12 protein-coding genes are annotated in these 14,689 nt (G+C 52.1%); 8 read left to right on the top strand and 4 right to left on the bottom strand.

The annotated features are described in order from the left end of the window. Positions 1–55: 55 nt before the first annotated feature. Genes ACGYLY_RS18790 through ACGYLY_RS18780 form a run of 3 tightly spaced genes read right to left on the bottom strand, consistent with a single transcriptional unit; the run spans position 56 to position 2,278 of the window. Positions 56–934, bottom strand: coding sequence for a dimethylarginine dimethylaminohydrolase family protein (locus ACGYLY_RS18790; RefSeq protein WP_395284269.1), 879 nt, complete (start codon positions 932–934; stop codon positions 56–58). Continuing rightward, positions 927–1,385 (bottom strand): Lrp/AsnC family transcriptional regulator, encoded by a 459-nt coding sequence (locus ACGYLY_RS18785; protein ID WP_395284270.1) that lies wholly within the window; start codon positions 1,383–1,385, stop codon positions 927–929. Before ACGYLY_RS18785 ends, ACGYLY_RS18790 begins: the two co-directional genes overlap by 8 nt. A gap of 5 nt (positions 1,386–1,390) precedes the next feature. Continuing rightward, positions 1,391–2,278, bottom strand: coding sequence for a nitrilase-related carbon-nitrogen hydrolase (locus ACGYLY_RS18780; RefSeq protein ID WP_395284271.1), 888 nt, complete (start codon positions 2,276–2,278; stop codon positions 1,391–1,393). 66 nt (positions 2,279–2,344) lie between these two features. Here ACGYLY_RS18780 and ACGYLY_RS18775 point away from each other — a divergent pair, with 66 nt between their 5' ends. The 7 genes from ACGYLY_RS18775 to ACGYLY_RS18745 all read left to right on the top strand — a co-directional run bounded on the left by ACGYLY_RS18775 (position 2,345) and on the right by ACGYLY_RS18745 (position 11,019). Next, the gene (locus ACGYLY_RS18775) at positions 2,345–3,433 is read left to right on the top strand and encodes an ABC transporter permease (protein WP_395284272.1); all 1,089 of its coding nucleotides are present in this window, start codon (positions 2,345–2,347) and stop codon (positions 3,431–3,433) included. After that, a complete protein-coding gene (locus ACGYLY_RS18770) occupies positions 3,430–4,278 on the top strand; it encodes an ABC transporter permease (protein ID WP_395284273.1) in 849 nt (282 codons plus the stop codon). Before ACGYLY_RS18775 ends, ACGYLY_RS18770 begins: the two co-directional genes overlap by 4 nt. A gap of 84 nt (positions 4,279–4,362) precedes the next feature. Next, positions 4,363–5,574 (top strand): spermidine/putrescine ABC transporter substrate-binding protein, encoded by a 1,212-nt coding sequence (locus ACGYLY_RS18765; RefSeq protein ID WP_395284274.1) that lies wholly within the window; start codon positions 4,363–4,365, stop codon positions 5,572–5,574. Position 5,575: 1 nt separating this feature from the next. Further along, on the top strand, positions 5,576–6,730 hold the full coding sequence (locus ACGYLY_RS18760; RefSeq protein ID WP_395284275.1) for an ABC transporter ATP-binding protein: 1,155 nt from the start codon (positions 5,576–5,578) through the stop codon (positions 6,728–6,730). 46 nt (positions 6,731–6,776) lie between these two features. After that, positions 6,777–8,288: an aldehyde dehydrogenase family protein gene (locus ACGYLY_RS18755; protein ID WP_395284276.1), complete on the top strand. Its 1,512-nt coding sequence runs from the start codon at positions 6,777–6,779 to the stop codon at positions 8,286–8,288. Between the two features lie 171 nt (positions 8,289–8,459). Next, positions 8,460–9,884 carry an aldehyde dehydrogenase family protein gene (locus ACGYLY_RS18750; protein WP_395284277.1) on the top strand — a complete coding sequence of 475 codons (1,425 nt, stop codon included), beginning with the start codon at positions 8,460–8,462 and terminating at the stop codon, positions 9,882–9,884. Between the two features lies 1 nt (position 9,885). After that, positions 9,886–11,019 carry a saccharopine dehydrogenase family protein gene (locus ACGYLY_RS18745; protein WP_395284278.1) on the top strand — a complete coding sequence of 378 codons (1,134 nt, stop codon included), beginning with the start codon at positions 9,886–9,888 and terminating at the stop codon, positions 11,017–11,019. 76 nt (positions 11,020–11,095) lie between these two features. Here ACGYLY_RS18745 and uvsE read toward each other — a convergent pair whose 3' ends face one another. Continuing rightward, positions 11,096–12,004, bottom strand: coding sequence for a UV DNA damage repair endonuclease UvsE (gene uvsE, locus ACGYLY_RS18740; protein ID WP_395284279.1), 909 nt, complete (start codon positions 12,002–12,004; stop codon positions 11,096–11,098). A gap of 1,151 nt (positions 12,005–13,155) precedes the next feature. Between uvsE and ACGYLY_RS18735 the strand changes: the two genes are divergently transcribed. Beyond that, positions 13,156–14,592, top strand: a complete 1,437-nt coding sequence (locus ACGYLY_RS18735; RefSeq protein WP_395284280.1) for an MATE family efflux transporter — start codon at positions 13,156–13,158, stop codon at positions 14,590–14,592. Positions 14,593–14,689 lie beyond the last annotated feature (97 nt).

Below are 14,689 nucleotides of genomic sequence, written 5' to 3'. Positions count from 1 at the left end.
TTCGATAAACCGAAAATGGTCTGGGGTGTGCCCCTCGAGAATAGAAATGGTACGGTTACAGGCGTCGGGAAAGAGGGAGAATCAGCCCTTTCAAACCGCCACCTGTTTTGCGGATCTCCCGAACGTCCAGTTCGACGACGTCGATACCGCGGTTGTGAAGCGTGTCACGAACGAATGGATTTCCGGACGGCAAGAATACTTCGCCGGGTTCGACTACGATGGTACTGGTCACCCGGTTTCGTTGTTCACGCATCGGCACCTCGATAATCTCGATACCGCGGTTATCTAGTAACTCAAGGAAGTCATTGGGGACAGCTTGTGGGTAAACGAGGGCAAGATCGGACGCGACCATACCGAACACAAGTGCAAGATGTGTTTGTCCAGTGCTTTCGGTACTTCCGAAGATGGGAACCTCTACAACGGTGATATCGTACGATTCGAATACATTTTGGACTTGCCGAATTCCCTCGTCGTTGGTCGTTCTCGAACGGCCGATAGCAACCGTTTCTGAATCGATCCACACCATGTTCCCAGCTTCGAATCCCCCTGTTCCATGGACCGAGTGATAGATTGGTATGCCAAGTTCGACAGCACGCTCGGTCATACGGCGTTCTTCGCCATGCCGAGTCTCTTCGACCATTTTGCCGAGGATAAAGCCACCTTCGATAGTGAATCCCACGTCACGAACGAACAGCGACTCAGCGAGACCATCACCAGGATCACCGAGATGGTGTATAGTTACATTCCGATTTTTCAGTTCCTCTATCAAGGCTTTGTGTTCACTCGCTGCACCCTCTTGTCGGGGCAACCCATTCCATTCCCACTCGTCAGGGTCGACCACGGTGTTGAATTCCGGCCCAGGTTCGTGAACGAGCACGCTCTCAAGGGAGCCAACTTCAGTTCGAACAGACGGTGAGAGATCCCAGTTAGCCATCGTTCGAGATGTTGAGCCGCTGTTCTTCTTTCACGTTTCGAAGTGCCACATCGGTCGCTGTCGAGCGCACTGCGTCGTATTTCCCGATACGACTCAACAGATCAGTCAACTCTGACCGATCACCGACTCGCACTTTCAAGAGTAAATCGGCATCGCCAGTGAGTTCGTGGATCTCCTGGATAGCGGTCTCTTCGGCGAGACGTTCCGCAACCTCAGAAAAGTGTCCAGCTTCGGTATTGACGCGGATGAATGCAACGTGATCCAATTTGAGCAGCTCCGGGTCGAGTACCGCTCGATAGTCTCGAATATATCCGTCCTCTTCGAGCGAATTCACTCGTTCGTGTATAGTCGCCGTTCCCATATCGAGTCGACGTGCGATTTCGGAAAGTGCCGTTCGCCCATCCGCTTGGAGGATCTTGAGGATTTTTATGTCAACATCGTCGAGGTTCATGCCAGTCATTTTTGATTGCTATCTCCTATTCGTTCTGTTTCGTCATTCGTAGTGTTACTCTTCCACCGATCCGAATCTGTATATGGTCTGACTTCAGCATCCGTACGTGATTCACGGAGGTCGGTGATATCGACCGAGCACGTTGCCGATGCACCCACGTCACGTGGCAGTGAGAGCCGTGTTCCGTGTGATCCAACGACGTCGTCACACGGGGCGTACACCGTCGAACGTCCAGTACCGGTTAGCTCACCGTCTGATCGTGTGCCGACAGTGCTGACGTGTGCGAGGTACGATTGATTCTCCACCGCACGGGCGGCTGCACAGCGACGAACGCGTTGATAGCCCGCTTCGTTAGCCGTCCACGACGGGACAGCGATGATTTCTGCGCCTCTATTTGCGAGATTTCGTACAAGGCTCGGAAACTCAACGTCGTAACAGACCACGATACCAATACCGACACCGTCGTGTTCGATGACCGGAGGATGTTTCTCACCAGCTTGTTTCCCACGCTGGCGTTCCTCTGGAATGAGATGGGTCTTCTCATAGGTGTGAATGGTCGAATCGGGTGTCACAATCGGACATCGGTTGTAGACGAACCCATCGTCGAGGACGTTGTACGATCCGCCCACGATCACTCCCTGATAACGATTTGCAGCAGTCGCCAAAAATTCGTGAAAGCGATCTTCGTCTTCGGAATCAAGATATGCGACCGAATCGCCCGATTCCGTCGCTTCGAGATAGTCACTCATAAACAATTCCGGAAGCACGTACAGATCGGCAGGCCCCGCTCGATCGAAGTATGACTCGATGTCCTCAAAAAGTACGCGTAACGACTTCACACCGCAAAGTTCGTACTGACATAATGCGATGTCAAACGTCTCGCTGATCTCCATTTGCTTACTGAGCTATGGAACAGAGAGACAAAAACTTTATCCGGAATTCGTCGATCGACACGAGAAATGATCGGTGAATACCACAATAGAACAAAACTTATTTTGTTTGACCGTGATGGTGTGACACGTAAGCGCATGGCAAGTGAAACACCAACACGGGATCAAGAAGTCAAGACACAGTCAGGGCTCCTCCGTCAGTTGCGGAAGAATCGATGGACTGGGTTGGTTGTGAACATTCTCCCAAGCACGTTCTGGCTAATCACATTCTTCCTCATTCCTTTGGCTGTGATGTTCTACTATAGCTTTGGCCAACGGGGGGCATTTGGTGAAGTGCTCATCGGACCGAACTATCTCGGCCTTCAACAATACACCCTATTCTTCATTCCTGATGGGGCTTCCATCGTTGACGCAGTCTGGTATACCATTGCGTGGGTAATTAACGCGATTATCCCATTCAGTATCCATCTCGCTTCAGGGGAACCGACACCGTACGTTCAATTGACGTTGAAGAGTATCGGTTTTGGAGTAATCGCAACGGTAATATCGTTCATCATTGGATACCCTGTCGCCTACTACGTCGGCCGTTTGGCACCTGAAAGGTATCAAGACCTGTTGTTAGTGTTGATTATCCTCCCGTTTTGGGCGTCATTCCTCGTTCGAATCTACGCGATTCAAATACTCTTATCGGGGAATAGTGTTCTGACGAATGCATTGGGGCTCCTTCCCTTCGTCGCCCCTGGACAGTCGCTAATGAACTCACGATTTGCGGTTATGGTAGGATTGGTGTACATTTGGATCCCATTCATGATCCTGCCAGTGTATGCGAGTCTCGAAGAAATTGATTTTACCCTTCGAGAGGCTGCTATGGATCTCGGGGCAAATCGATTCCAAGCATTTCGGCGGGTCGTCTTCCCACTATCGATGCCAGGTGTAATCGCCGGGAGCTTGTTAGTGTTCATTCCAAGTACGGGCGCGTACGTCATCCCTGACCTGCTCGGTGGGACAGATAGCCAAATGATCGGAAACTTCATCGCGGAACAATTCGGCGCAGCAGGTAACTGGCCGCTCGGAGCTGCCGGGTCGTTCACGCTAATGGGGATCATGCTGGTTGCGATAGCTATCTACCAGCGATACGGGAGCGCTGATCTCGTATGAGTACAGAAACACCACAGCGTTCGTGGTTCTCCCGAATTCGGACGCGGCTCTTTCGAAACGGTGGGACGATACTCGCCGTAGAAACGTTGCTGTTCTACCTCTTTCTCTACGTCCCGATCGCTGTGCTCATCTCCCTGTCGTTCAACAACTCGCGATATGCGTTGGTGTGGCAGGGATTCACGACAAAATGGTATAAGGCTCTGCTTGCAGGGCAGACCGTCGCTCGCGTTGATCCAAATGCTGCGTTCACAGCCCTCGTCCATTCGGTCGAGATCGCACTCGTCACAGTCGTCGTTAGCACCATATTTGGGACGATGCTAGCGTTCGCTCTCGATCGACACCAGTTCCCTGGAAAGAGGCTATTTACGGGTCTCGTCTATATGCCAATCATCATTCCCAGCATTGTGATGGGTATCTCACTGCTCCTATTCTTCAATATCATCGGGATTACACTTGGGCTTCACACGGCAATTATCGGACACGTAGCGTTCGATATCAGCTTCGTTGCTATCGTTGTGCTTGCTCGACTGCAGAGTTTCGACCACACGTTGGAAGAGGCGGCCAAGGATCTCGGAGCGAACGAGTTAGAGACGCTGCGGTATATCACCCTACCACTCCTGAAACCTGGTATCTTGGCTGGTTCGCTACTCGCGTTCGCCATGAGTTTCGACGACTTCGTGGTCACCTTCTTCATTATTGGTAATCAGAACACCCTCCCGATTTTCTTCTTCTCGATGGTTCGACAGGGGATAACGCCAGGGGTTAACGTCGTGGCAGCGCTCATCATTATCGTCACGATGGCAGTGGTGGCGGTTGCCCAATGGTTCGAGGGGCCGATTTGGTAGAAAAAGATTCGGTAGAACGCTCTTAATTCCCCAATCTTTATGTCATAGAGACCCATTTTACCAAAAAGAATCGGTGTGATACACATGGACAAGCATAGTAAACCGCGAAATGGCAGACGGCGATTTCTAAAAACGACGGGATCACTAGCAACAATTGGTGTCACCGGGCTCGCCGGATGTTCAGGTGGGAACAGCCAGAATAACAACCAGTCCAACAATACGACCACCACATCGTCGACGGGAACAAACGCTGGAAGCGCCAATCCTCGACAGAAATACGGGTTGAAGGAACTCGATTACAAAGTCGAAGATCAACTTAATATCTTCCAGTGGGGAGACTATTGGCCTGATGGCACTGTACAGGATTTCGAGAAGGCGTACGGTGTCAGCGTCAACGTCTCAAATTACGCCTCCAACGAGGAGATGTTCAATAAACTCAAGGCTGGTGGAACCAGTCAGTACGATCTCATTTTCCCGAGTGACTACATGATCAATGTCCTGGTAAAGCAGGGGATGATACAGAAATTGAACAAACAGAAGATTCCCAATTACAGCAACCTCGATAAGAAGTTCACAGACACACCGTACGATCCGAATCCCGGAACTTATTCTGCCCCCTATCAGTGGGGAACTTCAGGAATTGGATACAACAAACAGATGCTCGGTGGTGACGTGAAAATCACATCGTGGGATGCAATGTGGAACCAGAAATGGAAGGGACAAATGACGATGCTCAACGATATGCGCGAGACTATCGGCGCTGCCCTGAAACGTCTCGGCTACTCGTTGAACACAAAAGACGAGCAGAAAATCAACGAAGCAAAAGAGACCTTGATCAAGCAGAAGAGCTTGCTCAAAACATACGATTCGTCGAACTTCACGACCAATCTGATCAATAAGCAGGCGAGTCCAGTACACGGTTGGTCCGGTGGGGTATTCCAGGCATATTGGGAGACCTACAAGAATGGATCGTCGCCCATCGGGTACACGGTACCGGACGAGGGAGGAGTCATCTGGGTCGACAATGGAGCGGTCACCAAAGAGGCGAAACATCCGAACGCGGCGTATGCGTTCATGAATTACTACCTCAACGCGAAGGTCGGCGCACGAATCACGAACTACACCTACTATGGGAGCCCGAACAAAGCGGCTGTAGAGTACATCAACAAAGACATTTTGAATAACAAAAGCATCTATCCCGACACAAAAACGATGGATAAACTCGAATATATTCGAAATATCGGTCAGGCAACAACGATATACAACGAGGCCTGGACCGAAATCAAGAACGCATAACATGACGGACTACGATGTTCGTCTCGATGGGATCACCAAGCGTTTCGATGAGGTCGTCGCCGTCGACGACGTAAGTCTCGACATCGAATCAGGGAAGTTTCTTACCCTCCTTGGACCATCGGGATGTGGAAAGACGACGTTGTTACGATGTATCGATGGATTCGAGACTCCCACGGAGGGTGACGTGTATATTCGCGGGCAACGAGTCAACGACATTCCACCGTTTGAACGCGATACGAGTATGGTGTTCCAATCATACGCCTTATTCCCACATATGACGGTCGGGGAGAACGTCGCGTTCGGGCTCGAGATGCAGGGACTACCATCGAACGATACTCGAGCAACGGACGGCGGAACCACATCAAATAGCGGTCTCAGCGCGTCTTTCAAACGGCTTCTAAAACGAACCGGAAGCGAGGAGATCGACGCACGGGTTGCCGAAGCACTCGAACTGGTCGAACTCCCGGAATTTCAGGATCGGAAAATAAGTGAACTGTCCGGTGGGCAACAACAGCGTGTAGCCCTCGCTCGTGCATTAATTACCCGACCAACGGTCTTGCTTCTCGACGAACCGCTCGGTGCGCTCGATCTGAAGCTCCGAAAGAACATGCAAGTCGAGTTAAAGAACCTCCAGGAAGAGCTGGACACGACGTTCGTTTATGTGACACACGATCAAGAAGAAGCACTAACGATGAGCGATGAAATCGCAGTCATGAACGATGGGCGTCTCGAACAGTTGGGGTCTGCAACAGAGATCTACGAGGAACCGAAAACGGAGTTCGTCGCGGACTTCATCGGCGAGACGAACCTCATTAGGGGAACCTATGAAGAGACACCGGACGGCGCAGTAATCGAGCGGAACGGACTTTCATTCAAAGTGCCCCGTAATCCCGACGCCGAGGAGACTGTTTCATTCGCGATTCGGCCGGAAAAGATCCGTCTCGGGAAAGATGCTCAGGGGCTGGACAATTCCTTCGAAGGAGAAGTGAATGAAGAGATCTACAAAGGTAACCTCGGCAAATTCGTCGTAGAACTTTCGAACGGTCAAGAGTTCACCGTGGACATGCAAATAACCGACCGAAGTAGGTATCTCTCGACCGATCAGACCGTGACGATCGGGTGGTCGAGGGACAATGCCGTCGTGCTGACGAAGTAACACACCAATCGTCGAATAATCATCGGAGAGAGGAGGCCAATATCCAATGACAGAATACACCGACTCACTGAAAGCAAATCATGAATCGGCTATCGAAAATGCAACTGAAGACGTTACGTTCGGCATCGTTATCGACGGCGAGACGGACCAAGCAGCGGCCAAAGATGCCTTTCAGCCAACCGATCCCGCAATAGCGATGCCAATTACGGACGTGGCACGTGGTCGAGAGGCTGATGTCGATGCGGCGGTGGAGGCTGCCACTGCGGCATACGAGGGTGAATGGGGTGAGACAACACCGATGGAGCGTGGCGACATCATCCGAGAATGGACAGCAGTCCTTCGCGACCATCTTGATGACCTCGCACTCCTTGAAACGCTCGAGGTTGGGAAACCGCTTTCAGCCGCCCGTGCGGACATCGAGACCGGACTCGACTTCTTTGAGTACTATGCTGCTGCAGCCGTCGGAGAGGAAGGATCGGTGCCGCCTGTTGACGACGACTCATTCGCGTACGTCAATCGTGAGCCCTACGGCGTAACGGGACAAATCCTCCCCTGGAACTATCCCATACTATTGATGGGTTGGAAGGTTGGTGCCGCCCTCGCAGCAGGGAACACGTCGGTGACGAAACCCGCAGAGCAAGCACCGCTCGCAGTGATCCGAGCAGCTCAGCTTGCACAGGGTATTCTTCCGGATGGTGTATTAAACGTGGTCCCAGGATTCGGGGACGAAGCCGGAGCTTCGGTCGCCAGCCACGATGGCATTCAAAAAGTGTCGTTCACAGGTTCGGTGCCTGTCGGGCAAGAAATCATGCGGGCAGCCTCGGCCGACATCACACCCGTCACGCTCGAATTGGGCGGGAAAAATCCATTCGTCGTGTTCCCCGACGCCGATGTGGAAGCGGCTGCACGAACTGCAGCCGTTGCGGGGCTCTATAACAACGGCCAATCGTGTGACTCAGGGACCCGTCTCCTCGTCCATCAAGACTTAAAAGAGGAGTTCCTCGAACACTATCTCGATGCGGTTGAGGCTCGGACCATCGGCGATCCCCTCCAAGGTGCGAATCAAGGACCACTCTGCTATGCGGACCATCGAGAGAAGGTAGAAAAATACGTTGAACTTGGTCGAGAGGAGGGAGCGACGATCCTCACCGGAGGGAACCGCCCGGAAAACGATGAACTCAATGACGGCTATTACTTCGAACCGACCGTCTTTGGGGACGTCGACCCGGAGATGCGAATCGCACAAGAAGAGGTATTTGGACCGGTTCAATTCGTGATGGAGTTCTCGACATATGAGGAAGCCATCGAAGTCGCAAACGATGTGACCTATGGTCTCACCGCGGGAGTGTTTACGCAGAACGCCTCGCGTGCACATCGAGCAGCTGCAGACATCGCGGCGGGGAGCATCTGGGTGAATCAATACTTCGGTACCGTCCCCGGAACGCCATTCGGCGGCTTCAAACAATCCGGTATCGGTCGGGAGTGCGGAAAAGAGGCGCTCACAGAGTACTCACAAAGTAAATCCGTTCATTTTGCTCTCGAAGACCCGATACTGTAATCCTTTTAGCGATTTTTCCCGCGTCTTCGTGATCTCCCAAGGAACGGGATGGTCCTTCTACAAAGAAATGAATTCGAAAGTGTGTCCATCATTCCGAAATCTTTCTGTCTCGAGGACGAATAGTCGGAAAGATTTTTGGGGCACGTAGTCATTTGATAGAGTGACCCACACATGAAACAGTTATACATTGATGGAGAGTGGGTCGACGCCAATTCCAGCGATGGCATTGACGTCGATTCGCCAGTAACGGGGGAGGTCATCGATACCGTCCCCGATGCGTCCGCACGAGATGTGCGAACGGCAGTCGATGCCGCCCGCCGTGCACAACGCGAACTCGAAGAGATGACGGCGTTTGAACGCGCGGCAGTGCTCGACGAGGTAACCGATTACTTCGAGGAGCACGAAGACGAAATCGCCGAACTCATTACGCGCGAGGAAGGTAAACCGCTCCACGAATCCTACGAGGAAACTGAGTACGTCATTGAATCGAGTGACGATTACGGACATGATGCGATCCGGTTGTTCGGCGACGTCGTCCCGTCAGAATTCAGGGGGCGATTTGCATACACGCAACGTGAACCGTACGGTCCGTGTGCGGTCATCAGCCCGTGGAACTTCCCCCTCGAAGTCCCCGGTGGAAGCATCTATTCGGCCATCGCCACCGCGAATCCGGTCGTGTTTAAGCCCGCCGAGGAAACACCGCTGACCGCCTACCACATCGCAGAGGCGTTCGACCAGTCGAGCCTTCCCGATGGTGCGTTCAATCTCATCACGGGAGCAGGCGAAACCGGTGCAGAGCTGGTCAGTCACCAAGACATTCGACTCATTGCATTTACTGGTAGTACTGAAGTCGGACAACAAATCGCAAAGACGGCTGCAGAACGCAACGCCCAGTGTCTGCTGGAGATGGGTGGAAAGGATCCAATCCTTGTCCTCGACGACGCCGATGTGGATCACGCTGCCGAAAGTATCGTCATGGGGAGCAACTGGAATGCAGGGCAGGTGTGCTGTGGAACCGAGCGTGTCATCACGACCGAAGGCATTCACGATGCGTTGGTCGAAGCCGTCGTAGAGAAAACGGAGGCACTCTCGTTAGGCGACCCCTTCGAGGAGGGGACAGACGTGGGACCGATGGTGAGCGAGCGAATTCAACAGAAGGTCAAAGACCACGTCGATGGTGCGGTGAACCAAGGTGCCCAACTTCTAGCTGGTGGCGACACCGACGGGCTGTTCTACACTCCGACAGTGTTGGACGACGTTACCGAGGAGATGGATATCGCCACAGAGGAAACGTTCGGTCCTGTTTCACCCGTTATTCGCGTCGATGACTACGAGGAAGCTATCGCGGTCGCCAATCGTTCACCGTACGGTCTCCAAGCCGCGATCTTCACCGATTCGCTTGAACGCGCCCACGATGCCGCGAATCGGCTGAAAGCCGGGGGCGTGTTCATCAATGAAACCAATAATTATTGGGAGCGGTTGCTTCCGTTCGGCGGGTACGGAAATAGCGGCTCCGGTGGTCGATATGGGAGCAAGTGGCACCTCGAATCGATGACGCAAACGAAAGCAGTCATGATGAACTACAAGGATTATTAACATGAATATCATAACACTCGGCGGCTGCGGTGCGATGGGAAGGGCGACATCCTACGAGCTCGCAGGGAGAACAGACACCGAACTGACGATCGCAGACGCGGATATCGACACTGCAAGGGAACTCGCTGCAGATCTTCCTGGAGAAGTCGAAACCGAGAAAGTCGATGTGACTGATCACAACCACCTCGTTGATGTCCTGTCCGAGGCAAATGTCGTCGCGAATGCGCTTCCGTATGCATTCAATATTGATGTGATGGAAGCATGTTTAGAAGCGGACGCACATTATCTTGACCTCGGTGGACTCTATCACAAAACTCAAGAGCAACTCGAACTCGACGAGGCATTCGATGAAGCGGAGCTCACTGCAGTTCTCGGTATTGGCGCCAGCCCAGGATTAACGAACGTTGCTGCTGCAATGGGTGCAAGTCATCTCGATCAAGTCGATGAAGTTCATATCCGAACTGGTGCGAAGGGTGGTGGTGAAGGATTCGCATATTCCGCGAAGACGATCTTGGACGAGCTCACAATGAATCCAATCGTCTTCGAAGATGGCGACTTCGTGGAACTCGAACCGCTCTCAGGGCGAGAGACGTACACCATGCCAGACCCTGTCGGCGAAGTCGAAGGATTTCACAGTATACACTCGGAGTTAGCGACGATGCCCTACACTTTTGACGGGGTCGAAACCGTCGATTTCCGTGTCGCGTTTTCTCCTGATTTGGTGAACATTTGTGATGTGCTTATCGGGTTAAATCTCACGAGTGAGAAGGAAATCGAATTCAAGAATACGACGTTCACACCTCGGGAATTTCTCGACTGGCATCTTGACCAACAACCGAAACCCGGCGCAGTCGAAGAGTGGAAATCGTTCCGGGTAGATGTCACTGGCAAAGAAAACGGCGAAGATGCTCAATATCAGTATTCCGTGGTCGTAGAGTCACGTCTCGACGATTGGGGGCTGAAAGCCACCGCAGTGTGGACCGGTGTACCGATGGGTATCGCAGCAGAGCTAGTCGGCCGTGGCGAAGCACTCCAGACAGGAGCAAAACCACCTGAACAACTGCTAAATCCCGAACAGTTCATCGACGAGCTGCAAAAGCGTGATATTGTCATCAACGAAAACAAGATGACGTGAGCAATCAGACAGTCCACATCATAGTCCAAATCTGTTGGTCCTCATCGTAGGACTAAATTTTGAGAATAGAGTTTAACTACGCCGTCCGTGTGGCTTCTTGATATCGGAGCACCGCCAATTCTTTTTGCTTTGCTTCGATCATAACGTCAGCACCTGTACCGTACGTGCGAATTGGTCCTTCAACGTAATCGCTGTGATTCTGTGATCGAATCGATGGATCTGCCTCATGGAGTTGACGAGATTCACTATAGTGGATGATTGGCGTCGTCTCCCACGTGTCAGTGGCACAAGTGAACGCTTCACGGCGCGTCAATCCACGGCTCGTGAACTGATGATGGAGATCGTCGTACGTAATCGGAATTTCTATACAGTCATAAACTGCGTCAACCAGCTCGGGAACACTCCACAGGGATTCGGTATCGTCGTTTTCAACAGTTAGTCGCTTTCGAACTGCCGGGGAGAGTCGCCTGAAGTGTTCACAGAATCGTTTGCTGGTTCGTTCTTTGTCACCATAGTGAGCGCCAATATGGATGTTAATAGCATTGTAGGGGGTTTGTGGCAGTCCCATCGTATCAAGAATAGTACCGTGATTTTCTAAATCTGTTATCGATCGGTTGACGACAGCATCGTCATCGCTTGCTAACTTCACAAAATGATCTGGGTGGAACGTAAGACGGATATCTTGTTCAAGAGCACGGTTGCCGATCTCTGCAAGGAGCGAACGGACTGTTATGGCGTTGGGTAAGTCTTCAAGATCGTATTGGCTGAACCAGGGGAGAAGATCGGATGAGATTCGATAGAAGTAGATGTCGTGATCAATATTCCATTCAATGATGCGTTTAAGATCTCGGCAATTTTGCTCGGCGAGTTTGCCGGCATACGCGAGACCACGTTCTTCAAACGTCGCTTTTCGCATTCCACGGTTCGTCCGCACACCTTTTTCCCGAAGTGTGATGTTCATTGCTGCATAGCCGTAGCGTGTCATTAGAGGAGGCCGGTATCAATACTAAGTTGTCCGCTATACTGGCTTCTTTGGCCGGGTCACGATGGGCATTGCTGTCTCCGTGCTAAAAGAAAGCTCCAATCGAAACAGTATCTGTCGCCGGCGCCCTGGAATTCGTTATTGACAGGGTATTAATTACGAGACTAAAGAGGGTGTAGACGATTCGCCAAACCTCACCGCGGAAGCATCGAATGCAGGTCGCCAACTCTTCGAGACAGTCGAGCTTGAGCAAGAAATACTCACAAGAACTCGCCCGAGAGATCATTAACGCGATGCATGAACTCTCGAACAGACTCTTAGGAAGATCAAGCACCTGCAATCCAAGGACGGATTGAGCTATCAGGAGACACGTCTCGTCCTGAAAGCCGACGTCGAGCTACCTGGAGAAGTTACAAGCCAGAACACGAACGAAAACCCGACCACAGACGCGGTTACCGGAGAGTAGCGTGGCCGGGACCACATCACGCCCGAGAGGGACACGAATCTAACACGAACACCATCACGAACGCGGTCATGGACGTCCCGAATTGACACAGTTCGGGACAGACGCCGGACGGCTACTCGTAAGTACGGTAGTTGTATCGGCATCTATCGGCTACAAGCCAGCGGGAGGGGGAGAGGTGGTACCGGCCACCGCGTCTGTGGTCAGAACTGCATCTGAATCGTCCAAGATAGCTATCCTCAGTGGAACAGAATGGAAACAAACGACGATATTTGTGGATTCTATTCGTGAGGTAGTACGAGGGCGACTAACTGCCCTTAGACCCCGTCACCGATATGTGACAACGACTGCAACGGCACCCACGTGTTCAGATAACAGTGGTGGACCAACGTAAATATATTAGTCACAGCTCGAAAACGTCCAGCGAGCCGACCGCGAACCGCCGATATCGTCTGGGCAGAGATCGACGTCTCGTAGTGCTTCACATGTCGCCCACCTCTTCAGTTCTTCGTATCCGCAATCGAGTGATTCTCCGACGCTCGTTGATTTGCGCAAGTACAACTCTCTTGTAGGCTACTCTCAGAAGACGGATGTGTATTGAGATCTCTTCTCAATCACGAACGTTTGTTAGATTGTTTCTCAATGTCGCGCAAGTAATTTATATGCAACAGTCATACGTCGCAGTACTTCAGTGGAACTCAAATCATACAACCCCGTGAGAATTGCTCTCCTACAGGTTGGCCATCTGCTGGTCGCACTGAACCTGATCGATAAGCACCGGGTCTACCATACCACGCGACTTGCATGGCCGCGAATTATCACCGGGGTCGCCCGGATGTCGAAATCAGCAGCAGATATTGCCATGGTTGGGCTAGCTGTGGGTCCTGCGGCAATTGCAGGTATCGGCTTTGCATCCCCGTTCTGGGGGCTCGCATTTTCATTTGGTGGTGGGATCGCAGACGGCACGATCGGACTGATCTCACAGCGGTTTAGTACGGACCGATATGACGAACTCAACCGTATCGTCAAAACGAGCACGGTTTTAGCGGTTGCCGTAACGATACCGCTGGCACTCCTGCTTTGGTTCCTCCCGCATACCCTGATTTCACTTGTTGGCTCCGATAGCCTCGCAATCAGATACGGGGCTAACTATCTCCAAGTCGTCGCTATTGGGATTCCCTTCGCAGCAGTGAATTTGATTGGAAGCCGAACGCTCGTTGGAGCTGATAACGCACGAATACCAATGCTCCTCCGGGCTGGAGGTGCAGTGGTAAATATTAGTATTAATGCAGTTCTCATCTTTGGTCTTGGCTTCGGAGTTCTTGGTGCAGCGATTGGAACGGTGGTTAGCACGGTCCTCGTGACGATTCTCTTTGCTTGTGGATTCATAGCTGGAAGCCTTCCCCTGGTCGGAGCGTTCCCTGTGACGATTACTCTCAACGGTCCGCATGTCGATCAGCCGCTCATGCACCAAATTACGGAGATTGGAACACCACTCGTTCTGACGAACCTTGCTCGAACTGGAGGGCGGCTTCCCTTGATCGCCATTGTTGGGCTCTTCGGCCCGAACGTTGTTGCTGCATTCGTCATCGCGCTTCGGATTCGAGCGCTTATGGATACACCTAGCTGGGGGTTGAGTCTTGCCTCAAGCAGTCTCGTTGGACAAGCACTTGGAACAGGTGCCGAACAAAAAGCTGAGGGCTATGCGAGAGACGTATTCCGATTCACAGTGGCTGTGTACGTTCTCATTGCAATCGTTGTTGCTTTGTTCTCCCATCCTATCAGCCGAGTGTTTGTCAGTGATCCAGCCGTTCTCCCAATTGTGAAGAACTTGATCTATGCGACCTGTGTGAGCGTCGTTTTCTATGGAGTGATCGGAAGTGCGACTGGCCCACTCCGTGCCGGCGGCGACACCCGGTGGCCATTCTATGGACAGACAGTGGGGCTGTATCTCTTCGCCCTTCCTGTCGCGTACCTGGGGGCAACGACCTCCGTCGGGCTTATTGCCCTGTCACTCACGTTAATCGTGCAAACCGTCATTCCAGCGATTGTAACGTATTATCGCTTCGATGGGGGTCACTGGAAGCGAATTAGTCGTTCATATAGACCAACGACAGCAAACGACTAATGTGACAGTTGATCGCTGTATCAGCAAATTTTGCGAGTCAATCAACTCGAGGACTATCGCGAGGAGGCGACGAAAGAGCGTGCTCAAGACCGCCAGC

Origin of the sequence: Haladaptatus sp. CMAA 1909 (assembly GCF_043952005.1) — an archaeon.
Classification (GTDB): Archaea; Halobacteriota; Halobacteria; order Halobacteriales; family Haladaptataceae; genus Haladaptatus.
The sequence above is the reverse complement of the archived record's forward strand: the minus strand, read 5'-3'. Positions and strand labels throughout refer to the sequence as shown.